This is a genomic window from Gordonia cholesterolivorans (genome assembly GCF_039531975.1).
GTDB lineage: Bacteria > Actinomycetota > Actinomycetes > Mycobacteriales > Mycobacteriaceae > Gordonia > Gordonia sihwensis.
Map to the genome: position 1 here is coordinate 50,945 of NZ_BAAARB010000009.1, position 24,277 is coordinate 75,221.

Annotated in this window: 23 protein-coding genes, 1 pseudogene and 1 riboswitch; of the genes and pseudogenes, 11 read left to right on the forward strand and 13 right to left on the reverse strand. The window is 69.5% G+C overall.

All coding sequences use genetic code 11. The features are described 5' to 3' along the window. Window positions 1–37: 37 nt before the first annotated feature. Window positions 38–838, reverse strand: coding sequence for an ABC transporter permease (locus ABFX36_RS10085; protein WP_346076181.1), 801 nt, complete (start codon window positions 836–838; stop codon window positions 38–40). Then, on the reverse strand, window positions 835–1,749 hold the full coding sequence (locus ABFX36_RS10090) for an ABC transporter ATP-binding protein (RefSeq protein WP_045538289.1): 915 nt from the start codon (window positions 1,747–1,749) through the stop codon (window positions 835–837). The genes ABFX36_RS10085 and ABFX36_RS10090 overlap by 4 nt, the downstream gene beginning before the upstream one ends. Window positions 1,750–1,825: 76 nt before the next feature. Here ABFX36_RS10090 and ABFX36_RS10095 point away from each other — a divergent pair. From ABFX36_RS10095 to ABFX36_RS10105, 3 genes and pseudogenes are all read left to right on the forward strand, one after another. Then, window positions 1,826–3,041: pseudogene (locus ABFX36_RS10095) on the forward strand (sensor histidine kinase). After that, window positions 3,038–3,691 (forward strand): response regulator, encoded by a 654-nt coding sequence (locus tag ABFX36_RS10100; RefSeq protein WP_039867204.1) that lies wholly within the window; start codon window positions 3,038–3,040, stop codon window positions 3,689–3,691. The pseudogene ABFX36_RS10095 and the gene ABFX36_RS10100 overlap by 4 nt, the downstream one beginning before the upstream one ends. A gap of 24 nt (window positions 3,692–3,715) precedes the next feature. Continuing rightward, the gene (locus ABFX36_RS10105; RefSeq protein WP_062367766.1) at window positions 3,716–4,174 is read left to right on the forward strand and encodes a peroxiredoxin; all 459 of its coding nucleotides are present in this window, start codon (window positions 3,716–3,718) and stop codon (window positions 4,172–4,174) included. A gap of 13 nt (window positions 4,175–4,187) precedes the next feature. On the opposite strand, the gene ABFX36_RS10110 is transcribed toward ABFX36_RS10105, so the two are convergent. Continuing rightward, entirely contained in the window at window positions 4,188–4,580 is a 393-nt protein-coding gene (locus tag ABFX36_RS10110; RefSeq protein WP_372452519.1) for a DoxX family protein, read from the reverse strand. A 50-nt stretch (window positions 4,581–4,630) separates the two neighbouring features. Here ABFX36_RS10110 and ABFX36_RS10115 point away from each other — a divergent pair, with 50 nt between their 5' ends. Beyond that, the gene (locus ABFX36_RS10115) at window positions 4,631–5,404 is read left to right on the forward strand and encodes an enoyl-CoA hydratase (RefSeq protein WP_052692412.1); all 774 of its coding nucleotides are present in this window, start codon (window positions 4,631–4,633) and stop codon (window positions 5,402–5,404) included. Between the two features lie 13 nt (window positions 5,405–5,417). Here ABFX36_RS10115 and ABFX36_RS10120 read toward each other — a convergent pair whose 3' ends face one another. Then, entirely contained in the window at window positions 5,418–5,978 is a 561-nt protein-coding gene (locus tag ABFX36_RS10120) for a hypothetical protein (protein ID WP_045538293.1), read from the reverse strand. A 108-nt stretch (window positions 5,979–6,086) separates the two neighbouring features. On the opposite strand from ABFX36_RS10120, the gene ABFX36_RS10125 reads away from it, so the two are divergent. The 3 genes from ABFX36_RS10125 to ABFX36_RS10135 all read left to right on the forward strand — a co-directional run bounded on the left by ABFX36_RS10125 (window position 6,087) and on the right by ABFX36_RS10135 (window position 9,418). After that, window positions 6,087–7,208 carry a sensor histidine kinase gene (locus ABFX36_RS10125; RefSeq protein WP_062367765.1) on the forward strand — a complete coding sequence of 374 codons (1,122 nt, stop codon included), beginning with the start codon at window positions 6,087–6,089 and terminating at the stop codon, window positions 7,206–7,208. After that, window positions 7,169–7,846: a response regulator gene (locus ABFX36_RS10130; RefSeq protein ID WP_062367764.1), complete on the forward strand. Its 678-nt coding sequence runs from the start codon at window positions 7,169–7,171 to the stop codon at window positions 7,844–7,846. The genes ABFX36_RS10125 and ABFX36_RS10130 overlap by 40 nt, the downstream gene beginning before the upstream one ends. A gap of 96 nt (window positions 7,847–7,942) precedes the next feature. Next, a complete protein-coding gene (locus ABFX36_RS10135) occupies window positions 7,943–9,418 on the forward strand; it encodes an HNH endonuclease signature motif containing protein (protein ID WP_346076186.1) in 1,476 nt (491 codons plus the stop codon). Window positions 9,419–9,458: 40 nt separating this feature from the next. Here ABFX36_RS10135 and ABFX36_RS10140 read toward each other — a convergent pair whose 3' ends face one another. The 6 genes from ABFX36_RS10140 to ABFX36_RS10165 form a co-directional block, all read right to left on the reverse strand. After that, complete coding sequence (locus ABFX36_RS10140; protein ID WP_045538303.1) at window positions 9,459–9,773, reverse strand: DMT family transporter; 315 nt, start codon at window positions 9,771–9,773, stop codon at window positions 9,459–9,461. A gap of 10 nt (window positions 9,774–9,783) precedes the next feature. After that, a riboswitch (guanidine-III (ykkC-III) riboswitch) is annotated at window positions 9,784–9,849 on the reverse strand. A 98-nt stretch (window positions 9,850–9,947) separates the two neighbouring features. Next, complete coding sequence (locus ABFX36_RS10145) at window positions 9,948–10,463, reverse strand: MarR family transcriptional regulator (RefSeq protein ID WP_006895814.1); 516 nt, start codon at window positions 10,461–10,463, stop codon at window positions 9,948–9,950. A gap of 37 nt (window positions 10,464–10,500) precedes the next feature. Continuing rightward, the gene (gene mmsB, locus ABFX36_RS10150; RefSeq protein WP_006895815.1) at window positions 10,501–11,370 is read right to left on the reverse strand and encodes a 3-hydroxyisobutyrate dehydrogenase; all 870 of its coding nucleotides are present in this window, start codon (window positions 11,368–11,370) and stop codon (window positions 10,501–10,503) included. Further along, window positions 11,367–12,542, reverse strand: a complete 1,176-nt coding sequence (locus ABFX36_RS10155; RefSeq protein ID WP_045538304.1) for an acyl-CoA dehydrogenase family protein — start codon at window positions 12,540–12,542, stop codon at window positions 11,367–11,369. Before ABFX36_RS10155 ends, mmsB begins: the two co-directional genes overlap by 4 nt. A 42-nt stretch (window positions 12,543–12,584) precedes the next feature. After that, window positions 12,585–14,108: a CoA-acylating methylmalonate-semialdehyde dehydrogenase gene (locus ABFX36_RS10160; protein ID WP_006895817.1), complete on the reverse strand. Its 1,524-nt coding sequence runs from the start codon at window positions 14,106–14,108 to the stop codon at window positions 12,585–12,587. A gap of 114 nt (window positions 14,109–14,222) precedes the next feature. After that, a complete protein-coding gene (locus ABFX36_RS10165; RefSeq protein WP_045538305.1) occupies window positions 14,223–16,583 on the reverse strand; it encodes an acetyl-CoA acetyltransferase in 2,361 nt (786 codons plus the stop codon). Between the two features lie 153 nt (window positions 16,584–16,736). Between ABFX36_RS10165 and ABFX36_RS10170 the strand changes: the two genes are divergently transcribed. Both ABFX36_RS10170 and ABFX36_RS10175 read left to right on the forward strand, forming a co-directional pair. Next, window positions 16,737–18,074, forward strand: coding sequence for a hypothetical protein (locus ABFX36_RS10170; RefSeq protein WP_346076190.1), 1,338 nt, complete (start codon window positions 16,737–16,739; stop codon window positions 18,072–18,074). Between the two features lie 9 nt (window positions 18,075–18,083). After that, entirely contained in the window at window positions 18,084–19,457 is a 1,374-nt protein-coding gene (locus tag ABFX36_RS10175; protein WP_346076192.1) for an NAD-dependent succinate-semialdehyde dehydrogenase, read from the forward strand. 1 nt (window position 19,458) lies between these two features. On the opposite strand, the gene ABFX36_RS10180 is transcribed toward ABFX36_RS10175, so the two are convergent. Both ABFX36_RS10180 and ABFX36_RS10185 read right to left on the reverse strand, forming a co-directional pair. Continuing rightward, a complete protein-coding gene (locus tag ABFX36_RS10180; protein ID WP_045540711.1) occupies window positions 19,459–20,385 on the reverse strand; it encodes a hypothetical protein in 927 nt (308 codons plus the stop codon). 21 nt (window positions 20,386–20,406) lie between these two features. Continuing rightward, entirely contained in the window at window positions 20,407–20,970 is a 564-nt protein-coding gene (locus ABFX36_RS10185) for an HhH-GPD-type base excision DNA repair protein (protein ID WP_039867210.1), read from the reverse strand. Between the two features lie 124 nt (window positions 20,971–21,094). Here ABFX36_RS10185 and ABFX36_RS10190 point away from each other — a divergent pair, with 124 nt between their 5' ends. Together ABFX36_RS10190 and ABFX36_RS10195 are read left to right on the forward strand one after the other, a co-directional pair. Further along, window positions 21,095–21,628, forward strand: coding sequence for a hypothetical protein (locus ABFX36_RS10190; RefSeq protein WP_231875700.1), 534 nt, complete (start codon window positions 21,095–21,097; stop codon window positions 21,626–21,628). Next, window positions 21,625–23,046: a sugar porter family MFS transporter gene (locus ABFX36_RS10195; RefSeq protein ID WP_006895824.1), complete on the forward strand. Its 1,422-nt coding sequence runs from the start codon at window positions 21,625–21,627 to the stop codon at window positions 23,044–23,046. The genes ABFX36_RS10190 and ABFX36_RS10195 overlap by 4 nt, the downstream gene beginning before the upstream one ends. Before the next feature lies 1 nt (window position 23,047). Here ABFX36_RS10195 and ABFX36_RS10200 read toward each other — a convergent pair whose 3' ends face one another. After that, window positions 23,048–24,205, reverse strand: a complete 1,158-nt coding sequence (locus tag ABFX36_RS10200) for an alpha/beta hydrolase family protein (RefSeq protein ID WP_006895825.1) — start codon at window positions 24,203–24,205, stop codon at window positions 23,048–23,050. Between the last annotated feature and the right edge of the window lie 72 nt (window positions 24,206–24,277).

Below are 24,277 nucleotides of genomic sequence, written 5' to 3' on the forward strand. Positions count from 1 at the left end.
TGCGTTCAGCTCTTCCAGGTCAGGTGACCGCTTGAGGTCACTTGACCTCCGAACGCAAGATTCGGTAGATGCCCAGGGTGATGGGGATGCCGATCCAGATGGCGTGAGCCACCAGGAAGTGTGCCCATTCGGCTCCCGTCGGCCAGGAGTCGGACATCAGCGGGCCGGACGATGTGCTCGTGCTGATCCAGTCGCCCACATGGTGGTCGCGCAGCGCCGGAACCAGTTCCAGAACCAGGCCGATGGCGTTGGGCAGGACGAAGTAGGCGACGATCGCGGCCGGTGTGTTCAGGAACAGCGCGGCGAGACCGAAGCCGAGGAGCAGACCCGTGATCTGGAGGATCACCGCGCCGGTCAGCCCGGCGGCCGGGAACGACCACGAACCGTTCGGGTCGCCGTATGCGGCCCCGACGATCACATTGCCGATGGCGCCGACGATCAGGGCGAAGGCGACTGCGGCCAGTGCGGCGACGAGCGAGGCCACCAGCTTGGCGACCACGATCCGTTCACGTCGCGGTTCCATGGTGAAGGTGATCAGGGCGCCGCGCTGGCTCCACTCGGAGGTCACCAGCAGAATCGCCATCACCGGCAGCAGGAAGCCGGTCGGGGTGTTCATGATGCCGAAGAAGTCGGCGAAGCCGGCGCCGTCACCGTTGTCGGTGGAGTTGCCGGTGGTGATCAGCATGACCACCATGATCACGACCGAGATGAGACCCATCGACGCGATCAGCCAGAAGCCGGCGCGGGTGTCGACGAGCTTGCGCAGTTCGACGCGGATCAGGCGGCTGAGCGGGATCGGCTTGGCCGTCTGATCGACGGCCGCATACGTGGTGGTCATCGGAAGACTCCCTGGTTGACGGGCTGCTCACGCTGGGTCTGCTGCGTGAGCTGCAAGAACATCGCCTCCAAGCCGGTGTTGTCGCCCGGCCGCAGCTCCACGAGGTGGATCTGGGCGTCGAGCGCCACCCGGCCGACGACGGTCGGTTCGGCTTCCACGTGGAAGCCGCCGTCGGCAGCGGGGTGCGCGACCACCTGGGCCGCGGCCAACGCGCGTCCGAGCGCGGCGTCGTCGACGGCCTTGACTCGGGTGCCGGTGCCCGCGAGCAACTGCTCCTTGGTGCCCTGCGCCACGATGCGGCCCTGCCCGATGACGATGAGATCGTCGGCGATGATCTCGATCTCGTGGAGCAGGTGGCTCGACAGCAGGACGGTGCCGCCGCGGTCGGCGTAGTTGCGCAGCAGGGTGCGCATCCAGTGGATTCCCGCGGGATCGAGGCCGTTGACCGGCTCGTCGAGGATGAGTATCCGCGGATCGCCCAGCAGGGCGTTGGCGATGCCGAGCCGCTGGCGCATGCCGAGCGAGTAGTTGCGGACCCGGCGCCCCGCCTCCTGCGGCGTGAGGCTCACCAGGTTCAGGACCTCGTCGATGCGGCTGCGGTCGAGGCCCATGGTCATCGCGGACAGGCGCAGGATCTCGGCACCGGTCCGGCCTGCGTGCTGGGCGGATGCGTCGAGCAGGACTCCGACCTGAGTCGCCGGATTGTGGATGTCGCGGTACTCGACGCCGGCGATGGTCGCAGATCCGGCCGTGGCCGGAGTGAGTCCGGCGATGATCCGCATGGTGGTCGACTTGCCCGCGCCGTTGGGCCCGAGGAAGCCGGTGACACGGCCGGGCTTGCAAGCGAACGAGACGTCGTCGACGGCGACGTAGTCGCCATATCTCTTCGTGAGGTGCTCGACGGTGATCATGACTGACGATTCTGCTCTGAACCGGCGGCGGGCACATCAGTCCGCCGACTGATTCCGGGTCAGCCGAAAGTAGGGTATGACCCTGACCCGGCGCACTAGGGAGCACCGCGGGCGGCGGGATACGGTGACACACGTGCACCCCGACGACTATCAGCCACAGCTCACGTGGCGCAGCCATGCGTGGCGGCTCGCGGTGGTGCTCGCCGTCTCCGGACTGGTCTGGGGCACGCGGGCCGGCTACCAGTGGCAGTACGCGAGGTGGTGGTTCGCGGCTGATCTGCTCCTCGGCGTGCTGTCGTTGATCGCGGTGCACTGGCGTCGGAGGTATCCGGTCGCGGTGGCGATGGCGACCAACGTGGCTTCGACGGTGTCCGCGTCGGCGGCCGGACCGTCGATGCTGGCGCTGGTCTCGCTGTCGACCCGGCGACGGTGGCGGGAGATCGTTCCGGTCGCGGCGGTCGCGATGGTGTGTTCGCTGTTCTCGCAGCTGTGGCATCCACCCGACGAACCCGAGCCGACCGTCATCGACTACTTCGTCGTCGCGGTGATCCTGCTGCTCACGATCGCGTGGGGCCTGTACCTCGGATCGCGGCGTGAACTTCTCGCCTCGTGGCGGTCTCGGGCCAAACTGGCCGAGGCGGAACAGGAGGCCAGGGTCCGGCATGCGAGGGCCACCGAGCGCGGCCGGATCGCGCGAGATGCACGACGTGCTCGCTCACCGGATCTCCACCGTGCACATGTACGCCGGAGCGCTGGCATTTCGCGACGACCTGCCGGCCGATCAGGTCCGCGATGCGGCGCGGACCATCGAGCAGATGTCGGCGACGGCGCTGACCGAGTTGCGCGAGGTGCTCGGTGTGCTCCGCGACGATCCCGGTGACGCGTCGCCCGAGCAGCCTCAGCCCGGAGCAGCCGACATCCCCGAGCTCATCGACGAGAACCGCGGGCACGGAATGAATCTCGCCTTCGACTGCGACGCCGACCTGGCGGCGATCCCCGACGGGGTGGGGCGCACGCTCTACCGCTGTGTGCAGGAGGGTGTCACCAATGCGCGCAAGCACGCTCCGGCGACAGCGGTCGCGATCGGCCTCGACGGTGCACCCGACCGCGGTGTCGACCTGGTGGTGAGCAACCCGCTGCCCATCGGCGACCACAAGTCGAGAGTGCCGGAGTCCGGCTTCGGACTCGTCGGTCTCGCCGAGCGGGTGGAGCTTCGCGGCGGGCGGCAGTCGGCGCATCTGACGGCCGACGGCCGGTTCGTCCTGCGGGTGTGGCTACCGTGGCAGACATGACGTCTCGATTGATGATCGTCGACGACGATCCGCTGGTCCGGTCCGGGCTCCGGCTGCTGGTCGGCGGCGACCCCGGTCTGGAGGTGATCGCCGAGGCAGGAGACGGCCGAGAGGCACTGGCCCGGTACGCGGCCGATCCGGTCGATCTGCTGTTGATGGATCTGCGAATGCCGGTGATGGACGGTATCGACGCGACCGCCGCGTTCAAGGCGGCACCGAATCCGCCCGCCGTCATCGTGCTCACCACCTTCGACGCCGACGAGTACGTGGTCCGAGCGCTGGCCGTCGGCGCCGACGGGTTCCTGTTGAAGGACACGCCGCCGGCGGAGATCATCACGGCGATCGGACGGGTGCTGGCTGGGGAGCCGGCGCTGAGCCCGTCGGTCACTGCGGCGCTCATCAAGCAGGTCGTCGACGGCCGGGACGGAAATCGGGAGTCCACGGCCCGGGAGGCGGTGGACGCGCTGACCGGTCGTGAGCGAGAGGTGGCCGTCTGTCTGGCTCGGGGCGCGTCGAACGCCGAGATCGCCTCGGAGCTGTACATGTCGGTGGCGACGGTCAAGGCCCACATCTCCCGGATCTTCACCAAACTCGACGCCGCCAACCGGGTGCAGGTCGCGATCCGGATCCACGACGCCGGACTCACCTGAGCCGACGGAGTAGGGTCGGGGACCATGAACATCGGGGACACCGCACCGGATTTCGAGCTGCCCGACCAGAACGGTCGACGGCGACGGCTCTCCGAACTGCTGGCCGACGGGCCGGTCGCGCTGTTCTTCTATCCGGCGGCGTTCACCCCGGGCTGCACCAAGGAGGCGTGCCATTTCCGGGACCTCGCAGCGGAGTTCGCTGCCGCGGGAGTGCAGCGGATCGGGATCAGCCGGGATGACGTCGCGAAGCAGAAGAGCTGGACCGACGAGCACACCCTCGACTACCCGTTGCTGGCGGACGTCGACGGCGCCGTCGCCTCCGCATACGGTGTCCGGCGTGGATCGCTGCTGGTGAAGGTCGGCATGCCGACCAAGCGGGTCACGTTCGCAATCGGCTCCGACGGAGTCATCGCCGACGTGATCGCGTCGGAGATCAACATGAACGTGCACGCCGACCGCGTGCTCAAGGCCCTGGCGCGGTAGCCGATCAGGGCGGTTACCGGCGCTCGGCTCGGGGACCCGGGCGTTCGGCCGGGCGGGGACCTGTGGCGGCGAGCGCCGCGTAGAAGAGAAGCAACGACGACGCGGCGGCGAAGTTCAGCCGGAGGTCGCGGGCCCGGACGTGTGCTCCGACCGCGAGGCAGAAGTACACCGTCAGCATGACCGCCGTGAAGCGGGCCAGCATCGGGAACCTCGGGGCCGCGGCGAGTCCCGCCGCCGACGCGGCCTTGACCACCGGAAACACCCACCGTTGGTCCGCGGGATAGCCCACGTCGTCCAGACATCGCGCGACGTAGGGGATCGGGCCGAGGCAGATGATCGCATCGGCGGACTGGCCCGCGGCGGCGAGCCGATACACGAGGGGATCCCGGAGCAGATCGGTCGGCACGTTCATGTCAACCGATCGTACGGTCGGCGGGGATGGACGACAATGGTGAGATGACTGATTCCGCTGTGTCCTCGTCCGTCTCCGACGGCGTCGGTGTCCTCACCCTCGACGACCCCGACCGCCGAAACCCCTTGTCACTGGCCACCATGCGGGCTGCCACCGAAGTCCTGCGCACTTTCGGCGAGAACCCGGAGGTGCGGGTGATCGTGATCAAGGCGCACGGTCCGGCGTTCTCCGCCGGCCACGACCTGTCGGAGATGGTCGAGCGCACGGTCGACGACGAGCGGGAGATCTTCGCGGCCTGCACCGACCTGATGACGGCGGTCCACGACGTTCGCCAGCCGGTGATCGCCCAGGTCCAGGGAATGGCGCTCGCAGCGGGCTGCCAGTTGGTCGCCACCTGCGATCTCGCGGTGGCCGCCGACAGTGCACGGTTCTCCACGCCTGGCGTCCGCATCGGGCTCTTCTGTTCCACTCCGATGGTCGCGCTCAGCCGTGCCGTCGGGCGCAAGCGCGCCATGCACATGCTGCTGACCGGCGACATGGTCGATGCCGCGACCGCCGTCGAATGGGGCCTGGTCAACACCGCCGTGCCCGCCGCCGATCTGGAGAGCACCGTCGCGGAGCTGGCCGGGCGGATCGGCCGATTCAGCGGCGACACCCTCGCCATCGGTAAGCGGGCCTTCTACGACCAGATCGATCGCACCGAGCCGGAGGCGTACGCCGCGATGACCGAGGTGATGGCGACCAACGCCGTCACCTGTGATGCCCAGGAGGGTATCTCTGCGTTCCTGGGCAAGAGGGATCCGGTGTGGCGGTCGTAGACGGCGCCACCGTTCAGCCGGACGACGCTCCTCGCGCGGACCCCGCGTACCACACCGGGCCGGTGAGCAGCCAGATCGCGGTGATGACGCCGAGAGTCTTGAACAGACTGAACAATTCGTCGCGCTGGCCGGCGTCGGCGACCGTGAAACCGAGGACGAGCACCACCGCTCCGGCGATCGCGGCGGCGGCGAGCCACCGGCCGAACTCGGCCCACTCGTGCCGGAGCCGTACCGGTCCCCGCTTGGGCACCGGGACGGGTGCCGGGCCGTCGGCGTACCGGTGCGCGAACCTGACATCGGCCCACCGGATCAGCCGCGGTCCGAAGACGACGGTCACGCCCAAGTAGATCGGCGCCAGCCGGTGGGCCAACCCGACGTCGCCGCCGGAGTGGAGGTCGAGTGCCACGGCCGCGAGGAGCGCGACGTCGAGCCCCGGGACGGCCGCCAGTACCAGTGTCGAGAGGCGCTGCGCGCGGACCAGGTAGCGCAACGACAGTCCGCCGGCGACGAGTACCCAGAAGCCGACTTCACAGCCGGCGATGGTCAGCAGTACCGGGTCGGTCAGATCGTTCATGCGTTCAGCATCGGGCGGATCGCCCGAAGGCACATCCCTCATCCGGCTCGTCGGCGTCATCCCTTCGGCGGACCCGAAGCCCCGCGACGTGTGCTGTAGTGATGTCTGATGATGTCGATTCCCAGATTCTCGTCGACGACGGTGTCGGCTCTCGGCACACTGGTCGTCGGTCTGCTGCTGTGGGTCAGTGGGGCGTTCACGCTGATCCAGGGCTGGGGCGGGCATTCGGCTCCGGTCAAGATCGCGATCCTGGTGGCGGCGTTCGTCGTTCAACTCGCGGCGCCTCGCCGACCGTCGGCGGCGCTCGCGATCATGGTGGTTCTCATCGCGCTCGACCTTCCGTCGGGTGCGTCCCTTCCGCTCTGGATCTCCTTCACCGACGTCATCTTCGCGGTCATGACGGTCGGGTCCGCGCGGTTGCGCAGGTTCGTCGGTGTCGCCTGCTTCGCGGTGACGGTCGCGGGTGCGGTGGCTGTGGCGCTCGCGGCGGATCCGCGGGCCGGTGTGCTGGTGGGCCTGCTCGGAGTGGCCTTCCTCGTCTCGCCGCTGGGCTACGCGCAGTCGGTGCACGCCACCATCCGGGCGGCGCGGGCCGAACAGTCGGCCGCCGCAGCCGAGCACGCCGCGGCGCTGGCGGAGGAACGTCGCCGGGTGTCGCGGGAACTGCACGACACGGTGGCGGGCCACGTGTCGGCGATCGCGATCCTGGCCGAGGCCGCACGTGAGGCACCGGACCCGAAGCCGGTGATCGCCTCGATGCGCTCCAACAGCCTGGCGGCGCTGTCGGAGCTGCGGGAGATGATCGACGTGCTCGCCGCCGACGGCGATGACACTCCGACTGTCCGCTGGTCGTCACTCGCTCCGTTCGTGACGGCGGCGGAGGCGGTCGGCTCGGCCGTCGAGGTGCACGGCGACACCGAAGGTCTTCCGCTCGCGATCGAGACGGTGTTGACCCGGATCGCGGGTGAGGCGCTGGCGAACGCGACGCGCCACGAGCCGGGACAGCCCGTCGCGGTGCAACTGGTCTCAGCCGGAGACCTCGTCGAGATGACGGTCAGCAACGGTCTCACGGACGGACGTGCGATGGCGCGCGGCGAAGGCGACGGATCGGGAGGAAATGGGTTGCGCAACATGATGATTCGCGCCGAGAGCATCGGCGGGTCCGCGACCGCCGGTGTGGAGGGTCGACGATGGGTGGTCCGCGTGCGGGTGCCGGTGGTGCGGGCGTGAGCCGGACGCGAGTGGTCCTGGCCGACGATCACGCCGCGGTCCGAGAAGGCCTGCGGCTGGTGTTGGAGTCGTCGGGAGAGATCAGCGTGGTGGGCGAGGCGTCGAACGGTGCCGATGCCGTCGACGCGGCCGAGAGGCTGCGGCCGGACGTGGTGGTGATGGACGTCCGCATGCCGGGGACGGACGGAATCGCCGCCACCGCCGAAGTCATGGCGCGTACCGACGCGGCCGTCCTCGTCCTGACGACCTTCGACATCGACGAATACGTGCTCGGCTCACTGGCGGCCGGAGCGAGCGGGTTTCTGCTGAAGTCGGCGTCCGGCGCGGAACTCGTCGACGGTGTCCGACGTGTCGCGCAGGGCGACGCGGTGCTCGATCCCGCGGTGACCCGGGTGGTGGTGGACGCGATGCGATCACGTCCCGCCGAGCCCGCTCCGGATCTGAGTGACCTCACCGAGCGGGAGATCGAAGTCCTCGGCGGTCTCGGCGCCGGACTGTCGAATGCGCAGATCGCCCGCCGCCTGATGATCGGGGAGGCGACGGTGAAGACCCACGTCTCGCGGGTGCTGATGAAGCTGGGCGTGCAGTCGCGGGTGCAGGCCGCTGTGCTGGCGGCACGATCGGGCATCGAGTTGTGAGGCGGCGGCTTTGTCAGAGGGCGGCGGTATGATTCGAACATAGAAGCACAGCAGGAGTGTTCTCGGGCACTGTGCAGGTGGAGGGGGGTGGGTTCGATGGTCGCGTCAGAAGTGCTGCCGGACGATCCGGCCGCCCTCGCGCGCCTGTTGGAAGCTGCGGCGACCAAGTTCGCGTCCCTGCCACTGTCCGCGGTCCCAGAAGACACCCTGCTGGAAACCGTCGAGACATTGGAGCGTACTCATCGTCGTCTCGACGGTGTCGACGCGGCAGTGTTGGTGGAGGTCTCCGACCGGGCCGTGTATCGCAAAGTCGGGTACCTGTCGGTGCATCAGTATTTGGCGCAGGGGTTGCGGCTCGGTGACGGTGCCGCCCGACGCCGGCGCGTCAGCGCCGCCGGGATCGGACGGTTCACCGACCTGCAGGGCCAGACCCGCCCGCCGGTACTGCCGGCGACTGCGGTCGCGGTGGGCGAGGGTGCGATCGGTGCCGACCACGTCCGCGAAATCGACGCCGTCATGGACAAGATCCCCACCGCCATCGACGCCGACACCCGAGCACGCGCCGAGGCACAGCTGGCGTGGGTCGCCCGCGAGTTGAGTCCGGCCGGTGTCCGCACCGCCGGCATCCGACTGCTCGCGCACCTGGACCCGGACGGGACCGTCACCGACGAACGCGACCGCAAACGCCTGCGCGGCTTCGCTGTGCTGCCGCAGGATCTGCGGTTGATGAGCAAAGTCCGCGGGTATCTGACTCCGGCGTTGCGGGCGGAGATGGAGGCGGCACTGCCGTCGTGGGCGGCTCCGGGGATGAACAATCCCGACGACCCGGATTCCCCGTCGGGGACGGTGGAGTCGGCGGACCCGGCCGCTCTGGCGGCGGCGGTGGAGCGTGATACTCGCACGCCGGGGCAGCGCACCCATGATGGTCTGCAGGCGCTGCTGCGCGCCTCCCACACTGGTGCTGGGCGTGGTCGGCGGTCGGGTGATCTGGTCATCACCGTCACCGACCACGAGTTGGCCGAGCGGGCCGGGATCGCGTTGACCGCGACCGGGACCCGGCTGCCGGTGGCGGAGTTGATCGAGGTCGCCGCCACCGCAACCCCGCATCTGGCCGTCTTCTCCGCCCACACCGGACAAGCCCTCTACCTCGGACGGGGACGCCGGCTGGCGTCGCGGGCACAGCGGTTGATGCTCTTCGCCCGCGACCGCGGCTGCACCGCCCCCGGCTGCGACGCCCCGTTCACCCGCACCCAAGCCCATCACTTCCCCGACTGGGCCGACGGCGGACCCACCGACATCGACCACCTCGGCGCCGCATGCGGGCGCCACAACCGCTCCGTCGGACCCCGCCCCGGCCAATGGCAGACCACCATCCTGATCGACGGACCCCACGCCGGCCGCGTCGCCTGGCGACCCACCCCCAACACCAGCCGCGGCGGGACAAGACCGCCCGGGTGGCGGATCAACCAGATCCACCACGCCGAACTGTTACCGGGCCACGAACCGCAGCCGCCGCCCGAACCCAGCGAATCTCGCATCGAGAACTACCTCGACACCCTCCTGGCCGCCTGACCGGACACACCCGGCCGGGAGCACGGAAGTGCGGTGGCCGTCAGCTGACGAGCTTCAGCCCGATGACGCCTCCGACGATGGCGATGATGCACACGATCTTCGCGATGCTCGCGGTTTCGGTGCCGGTGATCATGCCGAAGACGACGGCTCCGGTGGCGCCGATCCCGACCCATATCGCATACGACGTGCCGGTCGGCAGTTCGCGCATCGCGTAGGCGAGGCCGCCCATGCTGATGACGAGCGCGACGAAGAAGACGATGGTTGGGATGAGGCGGTGAAGACCTTCCGACCGTCCCAGGGCGGTGGCCCACACCGCTTCGAAGACGCCGGAGAGGATCAGAACGAGCCAGTGCATGAGTGCTCCTCGTCCACCGTCTTGTCGCAGACCGGGTACGGCGGGCTCGTCCGGGCGCCCCGCCACGGGGCGTCGCCACGAAGGCTACCCACCCGGTCGCACGACGGCCAGACGCCGATGACGGATGGAGACCACGACCACACCGAACGGTGTCCCGTCCGAAAACGCGAGTGTCTAGAAATCTCCGTTGTCACGCCGAAGCGACCGGATCGACTCCACCAACTGACGCGCCTGGGCGCTGGTCATTCCGACATGGGAGAAGACGCCATTGTTCAGCACCGCCGTCGCCTTCTCGACCAACTCCCGGCCGTCGTCGGTGATCGACACGAGTGTGGTGCGGCCGTCGCTCGGGTGCGGTATCCGCTTCACCAGCCCGGCGTCGGCGAGGCGTGCGATCGCGTGGGTGGCCGAGGAGACGTGCACCTGAAGCCGGTCGCTCGCCTTGGAGATCGGCAGTTCGCCGTGCCGGGTGAAGGCCAGCAGCCGCAACAGCTCGAAACGGGAGAAGGTGAGGCCGAACGGTTTGAGCTCCTGCTCGACGCGCGCGAGCATGATCTGGTGCGCGCGCATCACCGACGTGACGGCCTCCATGCCGTCGGCGATGTCGCCGCCCCAGCCTGCGTCTTCCCAGTTGCGGCGGGCCAGGGCGATCGGGTCGCGCTCGTTCGACTCATGATCCACCCCGGCCACACCACTCCCATCGTCTACGGCTGCGCCGAACTCGAGATCAGCGCAGGGTTTCGATTATCGCACTGAAGTCGAGATCGCTGTGCTCGGCGGCGAAGGCGTCGTACAGCTCGGCCGCGTGTGAGCCGAGCGGTGCGGTGGCGCCGGTGGTCGACACGGCGTCCATCGCCAGGTGCAGATCCTTGTTCATCAGCGCGGTGGCGAACCCCGGCCGGAAGTCGTTGGCCGACGGTGCCGTCTCGACCGGCCCGGGCACCGGGCAGTTGGCCGAGAGTGCCCAGCAGTTGCCGGTGGCGCCGGTCACCACGTCGTAGAGCGCCTGATCCGAGAGCCCGAGCTTCTCCGCCAGAGTGAACGCCTCACCGACCACGATCTGCTGCACGGCCAGGATCATGTTGTTGCACAGCTTGGCGGCCTGGCCGTTGCCCGGTCCGCCGCACGGCACCACCTTGCCCGCCATCGGCGCCAGGATCGGCTGTGCCGCGGCCAGTGCCGCGTCGTCGCCACCGACCATGAAGGCCAGGGTTCCGGCCGCCGCTCCCTTGACCCCGCCGGAGACGGGGGCGTCGAGCTGCATCATGCCCGCGGCGACGGCGAGATCGTGTACGGCACGCGCGTCCTCGACCGAGATGGTGGAACTGTCGATGAACAGCTGACCCGGCGTCGCGTGCGGCAGCACGGTGTCGTACACCGCCCGCACCGCTGCGCCGCTGGGAAGCATGGTGATGACGACGTCGGTTCCGGCGACGGCCTCCTCCGCCGACTTCGCTGCGCGGACACCGTCGGCGACGGCCGCCTCCAGCAGTTCGGGGACGAGGTCGAAGCCGACCACCTCGTGTCCGCCCTTGACCAGGTTGGCGGCCATCGGTCCGCCCATGTGACCGAGTCCGAGGAAAGCGATCGTGCTCATCGGTTGCCCTTTCCGGCGGTGACCCGCTGCGCCTCGGCGCGACCGATCACCATCCGCATGATTTCGTTGGTTCCTTCAAGAATGCGATTCACCCGCAGGTCGCGGACGATCTTCTCGATACCCGTCTCGTGCAGGTATCCGTAGCCGCCGTGCAACTGCAGCGCCTGATCGGCGACGGTGAAGCAGCTCTCGGTGACGAATCGTTTCGCCATCGCGCACAACTCGACCTTGTCGGGATCGTCGGCGTCGAGTGCCTCGGCCGCCCGCCACAGGAGCAGTCGGGAGGCCTCCAGGGAGGTCGCCATCTCGGCGAGCGTCGCCGAGATGGTGGGTTCGGCGATCAGCGGCTTGCCGAAGGCCTCACGCTCGGTGGCGTAGACGAGCGCCTTGTCGTACGCGGCTTGCGCACCGCCCATCGAGCACGCGGCGATGTTCAGCCGCCCGCCGTTCAGGCCGTTCATCGCGATCGAGAATCCCGTGCCCTCGCCGTCCGGGCCGCCGAGCATCGCATCGGCGGAGACCCGGACGTCGTCGAAGATCACCTGGGCCGTGGGCTGGTTGTGCCAGCCCATCTTGGCCTCGGGCGGACCGAAGGACAGCCCCGGCGTGCCCTTCTCGACGACGAACGTGGAGATTCCGCGGGGGCCGGCGTCACCGGTGCGCGCCATCACCACGTAGACGTCCGAGACACCGCCGCCGGAGATGAACTGCTTGCTGCCGCGAAGCACGTATTCGTCGCCATCGCGGCGGGCCGACGTCGACAGCGCCGCGGCATCCGACCCCGCGCCGGGCTCGGTGAGGCAGTAGCTCGCGATGTGTTCCATCGACGCCATCTTCGGAACCCAGCGCTTGCGCTGCTCCGTGGTGCCGTAGGTGTCGACCATCCACGTGCACATGTTGTGGATCGACAGGAACGCCGCGGTCACCGGATCGGCTTTCGCCAGTTCCTCGAAGATCCGCACACCGTCGATCCTCCGCAGACCGGAGCCGCCGACGTCCTCCTTGGTGTAGATCGCGGCCATCCCGAGCGAACCCGCCTCGCGCATCTCATCGACCGGGAAATGCTCGGTGGCATCCCATTCGAGAGAGTGCGGGGCGAGCCGCTTACGGGCGAAGTCGCGGGCCGCTTCGACGACGATCCGATCGTCGTCGGGCAATTTCGGATAGGGCATGTCGTTACCTGATACGCCTGTTCTCTGGTTCCGCGACGGGCCTCAGTGCATGGTCGGGATGGAGAACTCGGCGCCCTCCTTGATGCCCGACGGCCAACGTGAGGTGACCGTCTTGGTCTTGGTGTAGAACATGATCGACGCGGGGCCGTGCTGGTTGAGATCGCCGAAGCCGGAGCGCTTCCAGCCGCCGAAGGTGTGGTACGCGACCGGCACCGGGATCGGCACGTTGATGCCGACCATGCCGACCTCGACGCGCGAGGTGAAGTCGCGCGCGGTGTCGCCGTCGCGGGTGAAGATGGCCACGCCGTTGCCGTACTCGTGCTCGGTGGGCAGCGCCAGCGCCTCCTCGTAATCGTGCGCGCGGACGATGGTGAGCACCGGGCCGAAGATCTCGTCGGTGTAGATCGACATGTCCTTGGTGACGTGGTCGAAGAGGGTGGGGCCGAGGTAGTAACCGCCTCCGAGATCGGTGCCGTTGAACGAGGCCTCGGTGGCGCCCTTGCCGCGACCGTCGACGACGAGTTCGGCACCCGCGGCGACGCCCTGCTCGATGTAGTCCACCACGCGATCACGTGCGGCGGCGGTGATCAGCGGACCGTAGTCGGCCTTGGGGTCGTGGCTGTGACCGACGCGCAGCGCTTCGACCCGCTCGACGAGCTTGGCGCGCAGAGCGTCCGCGGTCGCGTCTCCGATCGGGACGGCCACCGAGATCGCCATGCAGCGCTCGCCGGCCGAGCCGTAGCCGGCGCCGATGAGGGCGTCGACGACCTGGTCGAGGTCGGCGTCCGGGGCGATGATCATGTGGTTCTTGGCGCCGCCGAAGCACTGGCTGCGCTTGCCGTTGGCGGCGGCCGTCTCGTAGATGTACTGCGCGATGTCCGACGACCCGACGAAGCCGACGGCCTTGACGTCGGGGTTCACGAGCAGTGCGTCCACGGCGGTCTTGTCGCCGTGCACCACCTGGAACACACCGTCGGGCAGGCCGGCTTCGGTGAACAGCTCGGCGAGGCGGACCGGAACGGACGGGTCGCGCTCCGAGGGCTTCAGGATGAAGGCGTTGCCGCAGGCCAGGGCGGGGCCGGCCTTCCAGAGCGGGATCATGGCGGGGAAGTTGAACGGGGTGATGCCGGCGACCACGCCGAGCGGCTGCCGCATCGAGTAGACGTCGATGCCGGTGCCCGCGCCCTCGGTGTACTCGCCCTTGAGGAGGTGGGGGATGCCGACCGAGAACTCGATCACCTCGAGTCCGCGCTGTACGTCGCCGCGGGCGTCGGCGACGGTCTTGCCGTGCTCGCTCGAGAGCAGCTCGGCGAGCTCGTCCATGTTCTGGTTCACCAGCTCGATGAACTTCATCATCACGCGGGCGCGGCGCTGCGGGTTCATGGCGGCCCACGTCTTCTGGGCCTCTTTGGCGGTGGCGACGGCGGCGTCGACTTCGGCGGCGGTGGCCAGCGGCACCGTGGCCTGAACCTGACCCGTGCTGGGGTCGTAGACGTCGGCGGTCGCGCCAGTCGCGGCGACGTGTGCGCCGTTCAGGTAGTGATCGATGGTCCGCAGTGCAGTCATGCGCCGTCCTTCCAGAGGCATCCGTTCGTGACGTGAACCACGATATACTTGGACATCCAAGTAATTCAAGAGGAAGCCGGACATCTGCAGGTCGGCGACGGTTTCAGCGGGGAGTCAGCATCCTCTCCACTGCGGTTCGCGCTTCTGCGCGAAGGCCGTGACACCCTCGCGGAGATCCTCCGAGACGAGGACGGTGTCGAGGACCGAGAGGCTCTCGTCCACGGCCCGGACCGTGTCCGGCTGCGATTCGGATCCGGCCATCGCCGCCAGGGAGGCGCGAACGGCGACCGGTGACGCGGCCAGGATCTCCTCGGCCACGGCGCGGGCGGCGGACATCACTTCACCGTGCGGTGCCACCCTCGACACCAGGCCGTACGCCAGCGCCTCCGCGGCGTCGATGCGGCGTCCGGTGAGGATCATGTCGCGGGCGAGGGCGGGCGGGACGACGCGGGGGAGGCGGACCAGTCCGCCCGCCGCGGCGACCAGGCCGACCTTCACTTCGGGCAGGCCGAAGGTGGCCTGCTCGTCCGCGACGATCACGTGGCAGGCCAGGGCGATCTCGAGCCCGCCGCCGAGGGCGAAACCGTTCACCGCGGCGATCACCGGTTTGGCGCGGTCGCGCCGCGCGGTGAGTCCGGCGAAGCCGTTGGCGGGCATCGAGAGGCCGCCTTGGGCGCCGGCGCTCAGATCGTTGCCCGCCGAGAACGCGGCCGAGCCGGCGCCGGTCAGGATTGCGACCCACAGATCGGGATCGGCGAAGTACGCGTCGAAGACGGAGTCCAGTTCCGCGTTCGCCGCCGGATTCAGCGCGTTGCGGACCTCGGGCCGGTTGATCGTCACCTCGAGCACCCGTCCCTCGCGCCGGACGAGCAGATGCTCGTACCGCTCGGCGAATCCGACCGCCGCGCGCGGATGGCGCGCATCGAGGACGTCGCGTGTGCGTGCCGCGTGGTTCTGGTTCGTCGACGCGCGGACGAAGATCGGCGTTCCGATGGGGTCGTCGTCGGCGCGCAGCAGATCGAGCAGGGCGGGGTCGTCCACGGCCGCGACGAACCGGGCGCCGTCGGCGAGCCGACCGACCACGGTGGCTCCGGGGGCCTCGCCGTCGGGATCGATGACGACGAACGACTCGATCGTCGCCGGGCCGTTCGGATAGTGCGCCACCCGCACCGACGGTGCGGCGTCCAATTCGCGTTGCAGGTCGGCGGAGGTGCTCGGACGCCAGGGAGCGGGGATGGACGAGTACACGCCCACCGAGTACTTGCTCAAGACGCCGCCGTTGGCTGCGACCAGGCCGAACGAGCCGGGCTCGCGCCGCGCCCGCGACACGATCTCCGCGATGCCGTGCATCGAATAGTTGTTGCCGGGCCCGCCGAAGTAGGGGAGCCCGCCGGTGACGGTCAGTCCGCGGGGGTCGTCGGGCGAGAGTCCGAGCTCGTCGATGACGTGCGAGACCGCGACCGGGAAGCAACTGTACAGATCGAAGTGCGCGACGTCGTCGACATCGGTGCCCGCCAGGCGCAGTGCCTCCCGGACAGCGGCGACCGACGCGGGTCCGCGGGAGAGGTCCGGCCGGGTCAGGAGCGGCTTCTCCCGCAGGTCGGCGTGGCCGTGGACGAAGACCCAGCGGTCGGCGGGGATCCCCGCCGACCGGGCGGCCGCGACGGACATCAGTACCGCGGACGCGGCCTGGTTGACGTGGTCGCGAGCCACCATTCGGCGCGGGTAGGGGACCGAGACGCGGCGGTTGCGGTCGGTGACGGTCGCCAACTCCTCGGCGGTGAACTCCTCTCGGGCGGCGGCGAAGGGGTTCCGCGCCGCCACACGCGTCATCGGTGCGAACAGCTCGCCCATCGACCGCGCGTACTCGGCGGCGCCGAGTCCGAGACGGTGGCGCCGCGCGTTCTCGACGATCGAGTACTGGGAGATGGGGATGACGACCCCGTGCTTCACCTCGTCGATCGAGGTGAGGCCGCCGATCGAGTAGCCACGGTCCTCCAGTTGCCCGCCGACGGTCTCGCTGAAATCCGGTGCGGTGCCCGAGCGCTGGGCGTGGCGGACCGTCGACATCACCTCGGCCCCGAACAACACCACCGCGTCGGCACGCCCGGCGGCGATCTCGGCGCCGAACTCGTTCACCAGATGCTGCGGGCTCTGCCCGCCGGTCACCTCTTCGACGGCCCTGCGCGGATCCATGCCGGTCCGGCGTGCCACCGCGCGCGGCATGTTGTCCGGCCGGCCGAAGGGCGACGACGACGCCGGGCTCGACCGCTCGAACGATCGGACCGCCACCACGGTGTCGACGAGGCGTGCCACGTCGTCGGCCCCGGTGTCGGCGAGCGCCGCGCTCACCGCGCGGGCCGCGAGGTCGGCCTCGGAGAGGCCCGCGTAGTCGGCGTCGTCGATGCGTTCGGCTGCCTGGCCGACCCCTACGATGACCGGTGTGGTGGGTGGAATGTCATCGAGGCGGTACACGCACTCCGGCCGGGACGCGGATGCGCCGGGAGTGGGCTGTGCGGGTGTGGGGGCACTGGACACGGGTGGAGCCTTTCCGGCGCCGCGGCCGCGACGCCTGACACTGCACCGCATTATGCCCACGTTGCCATCGAGCGATGGCAAGGAGGTCTCGTGAGCGCGTTGACGCCGCCCGACGCGGCGATGTACTGGCGATCGTTGACCACGGCGAACGATCAGTTCCTGCTGTATGCGTTCGACGCGCCGGACGACCCGTCGGCCGATCCGTTCGCCGAACTCGCGCCCCGCGCGTCCGAGATCGCAGACCTGCGTCTCGGCGTCGCCCGCGTGCCGTGGGATCTCGGGTATCCGCGCTGGCGCGCGTCGCGTCCCCGTCCCGAGCAGTTCTGCCGACACCCGGCCACCACGTGGACCGAATGCCTGGCCGCCCTGGGGTATCTCATGGCGAGCGGCGACCGCACCGCCGGGCCGCTGTGGCGGCTGCATCTGTTCGAATCGCTCACGGATGTGCCCGACGCCGACGGCCCGGCCAACATCGTGGTGCTCCAGATCTCGCATGCGCTCGGTGGCGGGCGGCGGGTCTCGGCGATCGCACGACGGTTGCTGACGCAGGGTCGGCCCGACCGGGTGCGCAGCAGCGCGCCGCTTCCCTCCGCCGTGGCCTCCGCAGTGGCCGCCGCCGCGGGCGCCGCGGCCATTGCGCCGCGACTGGCGACCGGAACCGTCGCCGGTGCGGCCGCGTGGATGCTCCGATCCCGTTGCGGCACAGCGGAAACACCGGGCGCCGACGTGATCGAGCCGACCGTGCTCAATCGTCCGGATCCCGGCGCGGTGGAGCTGCGGACGGTGACGCTGCCGCGATCGTCGGTCCGGCGGCTGGGATCCTCGGTCACCGTCGGGGCACTGGTGGGGCTGGCCGAGGTGCTCGGGCGCTTCGGCGGGACGAGTCCTGACGGCCGGGTGGTCGCAGAGGTCGCCGTCTCCCGTGAACCGGCGACCCGAGAACCGGTGGCTCGGCGCCGGAACGACTTCTTCTCCGTCGGCGTCGATCTGCGCCCCGACCTCGATCGGCGTGCTCGATCCGAGGCGATCGCGAGCCAGCTCGACGCGGCGCGGCGGCGAGACCGTTCTGCGGCCGCCCGCGTCGACCGCTGGGCGGCAGACCGCGCTCCGTCGGTACTGGGATCGCTGGCCGTCCGGCTCTCGTCCGCGGCGCCGGTCCCGGAGCGGGTGGCGGGTGCGACCGTGGTCTCGTCGGTGAACCGCGGCGACGGCGACCTCCGGCTGGCGGGCGGTCGAGTGCTGTTCACCGCGGGGTTCCCGGCCTTGTCCGCGGTCCACGGACTCACCCACGGCGTGCACGGAATCGGTGCCACGGTGACCGTGTCGATCGCCGCTCGCGGAACCGCCGCGCGGACCGTCGACGAGTACGCCGCAGCCGTGCGCGCGGCCTTCGGAGGAAGCCCGGCGACGCCACCTTCGCACGCGTAGCATTCGCATATGACTGCTTATGTGACCCAGAACCCCGCCACCGGCGTCGTGGAGCGCGAGTTTCCGACGATCACCGACGACCAGATCGATCCGATCCTGGAACGCGCCGAGAAGGCATATCGCCAGTGGCGGCAGACTCCGATCGAGCAGCGCGTACAGATGCTTCGCGACACCGCCGCGGCGTACCGCGACCGGGCGTCCGAACTGGCCGCGGTCATCACGAAGGAGATGGGGAAGCCGACCAAGCAGGGTCTGGGTGAACTCGCACTGACGGCGATGATCTACGACTGGTACGCGGACAACGGCCCGGCTCTGCTGGAGACCGAGCAACTCGATCCGCAGGGAGCCGCGGAGTCGATCGTCACCCGCACGCCGATCGGCCCGATCCTCGGCATCATGCCGTGGAACTTCCCCTACTACCAGGTGGCCCGGTTCGTGGCTCCGAATCTGTTGCTGGGCAACACGATCATCCTCAAGCACGCCCCGATCTGCGCTGCGTCGTCGGAGCTGATGGAACAGATCGCGCACGCCGCCGGGATTCCCGCCGACGCCTACATCAACGTCTTCGCGACCAACGAGCAGATCGCGACGATGATCGCCGATCGCCGGTTGCAGGGCGTCTCACTCACCGGATCGAGCCGCGCCGGGGCGGCGGTCGCGGAAGTCGCGGCGCGCAATCTCAAGAAGTCGGTGCTCGAACTCGGCGGATCGGACCCGTTCATCGTGCTCGACACCCCGGATGTCGCGGCGCTGGCCGCCGGCGCCGCAGCCATGCGGACGATGAACGCGGGCCAGGCGTGCAATTCGCCCAAGCGGTTCATCGTCGATGAGTCGATCTACGACGACTTCGTCACGAACCTGACGGCGGCGATCTCCGGGCTCGCGGTGGGCGATCCGGCCGAGGACGGGACCAAGGTGGGGCCGCTGTCGTCGGTCACCGCGCGTGACAACGTGGTCAAGCAGGTCTCGCAGGCGGTGGAGCAGGGCGCGACGCTGCACACCGGCGGAGAGGCCCTCGACGGGCCGGGCGCGTTCATGGCTCCCGCGGTCCTCACCGATGTGACGCCGGAGATGGACGCGTACCGCGAGGAGATCTTCGGCCCGGTGGCGGTGGTCTACAAGTTCTCGTCGGTCGACGAGGCCGTCGATCTGGCCAACGACGTCGAGTACGGACTCTCCGGTTCGGTGTGGAGCTCGGACGTCGAGGCCGCGCAGGCCGTGGCCGACCGGCTCGATGTCGGCATGGCGATGGTGAACGAGCACGGGACCTCGCTGCCCGGCCTGCCCTTCGGCGGCGTCAAGCAGTCGGGGTACGGCCGTGAACTCGGACAGTGGGGTCTCGGCGAGTTCGCCAACGTGCGGTTGCGCCGGACCGCGAAGTAGCTCAGGAGCGACCGGGGTACCGGCTGACGGCGTCGTCGGTCGGGTCCCCGGGAAGCTGCGGCCGCGTCGGTGTCTGCGGGGTCGCCGCGGTTCCGGCGCGGGTGAGGCGCTTGGGGAGCCGGTCGGCCAGCCCGCCGATCGGTGCCACGGACGCATTGAGCAGTTCCACGACCTCGTTGAGGTGGTCGACGGTCTCCTGCATCGCAGCGAGATTCGGCGGCAGCGAGGCGAGCGTCTCGGACAGCTCGGTGAACTTGTCGAGCGGTCCGCCCGGAGCGATCAGCTTCTCGAGGGCACCGTCGGCGCCGAGCAGTTGATCGAGCAGGCCCTCGTCGCCGGCGGCGCGGTCGAGCACGCCGCCGGGCTGAGACAGCTTCTCCAGCACACCGTCCGGAGCGGTCAGCTTGTCGACGATGCCGCCCTCGGATGTCAGCCGCTCGAGGATGCCCTCGTTCTCGGTGAACTGGTCGACCACGCCGCCTTCCCGGGTGAGCCGGTCGAGCGGTCCGTCCTTAGCGGCCAGCCGCATCAGGATCCCCTTCTCGTCCGTCATCTGGTCGAGCAGGCCACCGCGCTCGGTCAGCTTCTCGAGCAGACCGTCCGGAGCGGTGAGACGGTCGATCACGCCGCCCGGCTGGATCAAGCGGTCGAGGGGGCCGCCGTTGGCCAGAATCCGGCCGAAGGGGCGGTCGGGGCTCAGCAGATCGGCCACCTGGCTGAGGATCGCGAGCGGAGCCCGGACAGTGGCGATCTCGCTGTTCTCGTCGATTCCGAGCATCGAGTTCACCTCGGACTCGATGCTCTCGGCGGTGAGCCGCGCGACGTTGACGACCGACTCGACCGTGGAGAGTGCGATACCGGCCGTGGCGAAGCCGAGACGCAGTGGCAGCTTGACGGCCATCCGGACTTCGTTCGCGCTGCTATTCATGGTCGACGATTGTAGCGGTCGTCATTTCCTGGCAGCCGCCTTCGCGGCCTTCTTGAAGTCCCGAACCCGCTGGAGCGACTCCGGATCGGTGACATCGGCCACGGAACGGTATCCCTTGCGGCCGTAATCACCGGTCACCTTGGTCCACCCGCGCGGTTTCACGTCCAGTTGCTTGGCGAGCAGGGCCACGAAGATCTTGGCCTTCTGCTCGCCGAAACCGGGCAGCGCGCGGACACGCCCGAACAGTTCTTCGCCGGTACGGGCAGTGGTCCAGAGGGCGGCGGTGTCGCCGTCGTACTCGTCCACCACCGTTCGGGCGAGCTCCTGGATCCGGCCGGCCATCGACCGCCCGTAGCGGTGGATCGCGGGCGGAGTGGCGCACAACTCGGCGAAGGCCTCCGGGTCGGCGTGGGCGATCGCCACCGGATCGAGGGTGCCGAACCGCTCCAGGATCTTCGCCGGTCCGGCGAACGCCCGTTCCATCGGAAACTGCTGGTCTAGCAGCATGCCCGTCACGAGTGCGAAGGCGTCCGTGGAGAGCAGTGCGTCCGCGACCGGGTCCTGGGCGATCTGGAGGTCAGCCATGCCGCTCATGCTAGTCGCCCGCGGTCATCGGCACGCCGGTCGCCGGCGAACTCCGAGACCCTCTCCGGCGGCGCCCCGGTCGAAGTCCCGGCGCTCGCGGCTCCCGGCTGGCACACTCCCAAGCATGCGTACTGCAGACTGCTCAGCCAGGAGATCGGTTCGGGGAGTACGGCGCCGGGGGAGGGCGGTCGCGGCGGCGGGCGCGAGCGCGGCGGTGCTGGCCGCCGGGTGCGTCGCCGTCCCGCAGGCGCACGCGTCGCCCTACGGCGCCGAGTACGTGCGGTCCATCCGGTGCGACAGCGCCAATCCGTGGCCCGGTGCGCGGCTGCGGATCGTGGTCGATGTGTACACGGGCGGCCCGTTCCCGACGGACGGACTGCCGGGGCCGGCCATCACGCTCTCGTCGAACAATCCGGGCGGGGTGGGTCCGGTGCTCGAGCTGACGATGCTCACGACTGTGACCTGGCGCAACCTGTCGACCGGACGGACCGGCACCGTGCGGGTGCCCACCCGCGCGCACACCGCCGACTGGGACGTCGTGCTCCACCCGGGTCGCGGCGCCGTGCGGTTCACCGTGCATCAGAAGATCGGGGCGATGGCCTTCAACCCGATGGTGAATCCGCAGTACTCGTCGTGCACCGGAACGGCAGTCGCATGACCGCGTCGGAGACCGGGCGCACAGACGTCCCGCTGATGCGAGTCCTCGGAGTCTCGACCGCCGCAGCGGTCGGCGGCTTCCTGTTTGGTTTCGACAGCTCGGTCGTCAACGGTGCGGTGGACGCGATCCAGGGCGAGTTCGGGCTGTCGGACCTGGTCACCGGCGTCGCGGTCGCCATCGCCCTGGTCGGTTGCGCGCTCGGGGCGTGGTTCGCGGGCGGACTCGCCGACCGGTGGGGCCGCAAGAAGGTGATGCTGCTCGGTTCCGCCTTGTTCATCGCCTCGTCGATCGGCGCCGGTCTCACTCAGACGGTGTGGGATCTGATGCTCTGGCGGCTCATCGGGGGTCTGGGCATCGGCATCGCGTCGGTGATCGCTCCCGCGTACATCGCCGAGATCGCGCCCGCCCGGTTCCGCGGCGCGCTCGGTTCGATGCAGCAGCTCGCGATCACGCTGGGCATCTTCGCGGCGCTGCTGTCGGACGCGGTGCTCGCCGACAGTGCCGGCGCCGCCGCCAACACCCTCTGGCTGGACATCGAGGCGTGGCGGTGGATGTTCCTGGTCGGTGTGGTGCCGGCCGTCGTCTACGGCGTGCTGTCGCTGACGATCCCGGAGTCGCCGCGCTATCTGGTGGTCCGCGGACGAGACGGCGAGGCCTCGCGGATTCTCGCTCACGTGACCGGGGAACCCGATCCGGACGGCCGGGTCGCGGAGATCCGCCGCACTGTGAAGCTCGAGTCCGCGGCGTCGATGCGCGACCTCGCCGGGCCGGCATTCGGTCTCCACCCGCTGGTGTGGGTCGGTATCTGGCTCGCCGTGTTCCAGCAGTTCGTGGGCATCAACGCCATCTTCTACTACTCGACCACCCTGTGGCAGTCGGTCGGCTTCTCCGAGTCGGCGTCGTTCGTCACCTCGGTGATCACGGCGGTCATCAACGTGGTGATGACCTTTGTGGCGATCGGCTTCGTGGACCGGGTGGGACGCCGACTGCTGCTGCTCTTCGGCTCCGTGGGCATGTTCGTGGGGCTGGTGCTGGCATCGGTGGCCTTCACGCAGGTCTACGACGCCGTCGACGATTCGGGCGATACGGTCTCGCGGCTCCCGACGAGTTGGGGCGTGCTGGCACTGATCGGCGCGAATCTGTTCGTCATCGCCTTCGCCGCCAGCTGGGGACCGGTGATGTGGGTGATGCTCGGTGAGATGTTCCCCAACCGCTACCGAGCGGTGGCTCTCGGTCTGTGCACCGCGGTGAACTGGCTTTCCAACTTCACCATCTCGCTGCTGTTCCCGGCCGCGATGGGCTGGGTGGGCCCGGCCTTCGTCTACGGCTTCTTCGCGCTGTGCGCCGGGATCTCGTTCTTCTACGTGCGCGCGAAGGTGCCGGAGACGAAGGGCATGGAATTGGAGGAGATGGGCTGACTCAGAACAGTCCGCCGAGGAAATTGTCGACGGCGGCCTGCTCCTGACGCTTGCCCGCCGACTCGTCGCCGGTGAGATACGTGCTCATCTTGACCTTGTTGCTCGAGAGCTGCGCCTGAGTGACGTACCGCAGCGATGCGGGCACCACGACGCTCTCGTCCACCAGGCGCTGGCTCATGAGGATCGGGCGGTTGAAGCCGCGAGCCGGGATCGCGAGCGACTTGCGCAGCGATGATGCGAGTGCGGCGTTCGACGCGAGCGGCTTCGAGACCAGGTCGGCCAGCTGCGTGCCGCCGATCTCTTTGATCAGCGCCGAAGTGCACAGCTTCTGAGCCTTCTGGACCAGGGCTTCGCCGCGCGGGGTGAGGATCGTGCCCAGGTCCTCGGTGCTCTGAGACGCCAGGGTGTAGAGGACGTCGGCCACCACGGCCGTTGGTACCGCCGAGGACGACGGACTCAGGCCGGCGACCACGTCGTCGTAGCCGGCCGGAATGCTGGTCGCGGCGGCGCCGCGGAAGTCGAGCTCACCGGTCTGCCACGCGGTCGCGTTGCGGGCCAGCGACGTGGCGGCTGCGGCGCCCTGCGTGGAGCCGACCACCGCCCACTTCGGCGACAGCGAGGACGAGCCCACGTCGGCTCCGGCACGGACCGCGTCGACGATGTTGTGCGCGGTCGCGTCGACGTCGGAGTACTGCGGTGAACCCGGCGCGCCGACGGCCGCGTAGTCGGGGGCGATGACGGCGTAGCCGCGACCGAGCAGATGGCTGAGCGTCGAGCGGTCGTCGGCATCGCGCTTGGCCGACGGGGCACATGAATCGTTCCAGCCGTCGGAGCCGTGGGCCCAGACGACGACCGGCCAGCCGGCCGCCGGCGCCTTGCCCCGGGGCTCGAGCAGCACAGCCGTGGACAGATGCAGACGCTCGTCGGCGCCGACGGACCAGTAGCTGTACTGCTGGCCGGCGGCGGCACCCGGCACCAGCGCCCGGTCGTCGATGGTCCGGTTGGCGAACACCGATCCCGCGGTCTGACCGCCGGTGGGGGCTGGGGCGTCCTCCGGATCGGCGACGGCGAGTGCGCCGGTGACGCCGCCGACCGTCAGCGCGGCTGCCGCGGCGGTCACGACGAGGGTGCGGGCGAGCCGCTTCCGGGCGGTGATCATTATTCGGTCCTTTACGACGGGCCGCCGGGCTGCGGCGGAGTGAGAGAGTGCCGGTGCGGCCGGCACAGTAGG

What these genes read in the sequence shown, in the direction of transcription:
- ABFX36_RS10085 (WP_346076181.1), bottom strand. Translation starts at nt 838, where the DNA reads ATGACCACCACGTATGCGGCCGTCGATCAGACGGCCAAGCCGATCCCG.
- ABFX36_RS10090 (WP_045538289.1), bottom strand. Translation starts at nt 1,749, where the DNA reads ATGATCACCGTCGAGCACCTCACGAAGAGATATGGCGACTACGTCGCC.
- ABFX36_RS10100 (WP_039867204.1), top strand. Translation starts at nt 3,038, where the DNA reads ATGACGTCTCGATTGATGATCGTCGACGACGATCCGCTGGTCCGGTCC.
- ABFX36_RS10105 (WP_062367766.1), top strand. Translation starts at nt 3,716, where the DNA reads ATGAACATCGGGGACACCGCACCGGATTTCGAGCTGCCCGACCAGAAC.
- ABFX36_RS10115 (WP_052692412.1), top strand. Translation starts at nt 4,631, where the DNA reads ATGACTGATTCCGCTGTGTCCTCGTCCGTCTCCGACGGCGTCGGTGTC.
- ABFX36_RS10120 (WP_045538293.1), bottom strand. Translation starts at nt 5,978, where the DNA reads ATGAACGATCTGACCGACCCGGTACTGCTGACCATCGCCGGCTGTGAA.
- ABFX36_RS10125 (WP_062367765.1), top strand. Translation starts at nt 6,087, where the DNA reads ATGATGTCGATTCCCAGATTCTCGTCGACGACGGTGTCGGCTCTCGGC.
- ABFX36_RS10130 (WP_062367764.1), top strand. Translation starts at nt 7,169, where the DNA reads ATGGGTGGTCCGCGTGCGGGTGCCGGTGGTGCGGGCGTGAGCCGGACG.
- ABFX36_RS10135 (WP_346076186.1), top strand. Translation starts at nt 7,943, where the DNA reads ATGGTCGCGTCAGAAGTGCTGCCGGACGATCCGGCCGCCCTCGCGCGC.
- ABFX36_RS10140 (WP_045538303.1), bottom strand. Translation starts at nt 9,773, where the DNA reads ATGCACTGGCTCGTTCTGATCCTCTCCGGCGTCTTCGAAGCGGTGTGG.
- mmsB (WP_006895815.1), bottom strand. Translation starts at nt 11,370, where the DNA reads ATGAGCACGATCGCTTTCCTCGGACTCGGTCACATGGGCGGACCGATG.
- ABFX36_RS10155 (WP_045538304.1), bottom strand. Translation starts at nt 12,542, where the DNA reads ATGCCCTATCCGAAATTGCCCGACGACGATCGGATCGTCGTCGAAGCG.
- ABFX36_RS10160 (WP_006895817.1), bottom strand. Translation starts at nt 14,108, where the DNA reads ATGACTGCACTGCGGACCATCGATCACTACCTGAACGGCGCACACGTC.
- ABFX36_RS10175 (WP_346076192.1), top strand. Translation starts at nt 18,084, where the DNA reads ATGACTGCTTATGTGACCCAGAACCCCGCCACCGGCGTCGTGGAGCGC.
- ABFX36_RS10180 (WP_045540711.1), bottom strand. Translation starts at nt 20,385, where the DNA reads ATGAATAGCAGCGCGAACGAAGTCCGGATGGCCGTCAAGCTGCCACTG.
- ABFX36_RS10185 (WP_039867210.1), bottom strand. Translation starts at nt 20,970, where the DNA reads ATGGCTGACCTCCAGATCGCCCAGGACCCGGTCGCGGACGCACTGCTC.
- ABFX36_RS10190 (WP_231875700.1), top strand. Translation starts at nt 21,095, where the DNA reads ATGCGTACTGCAGACTGCTCAGCCAGGAGATCGGTTCGGGGAGTACGG.
- ABFX36_RS10195 (WP_006895824.1), top strand. Translation starts at nt 21,625, where the DNA reads ATGACCGCGTCGGAGACCGGGCGCACAGACGTCCCGCTGATGCGAGTC.
- ABFX36_RS10200 (WP_006895825.1), bottom strand. Translation starts at nt 24,205, where the DNA reads ATGATCACCGCCCGGAAGCGGCTCGCCCGCACCCTCGTCGTGACCGCC.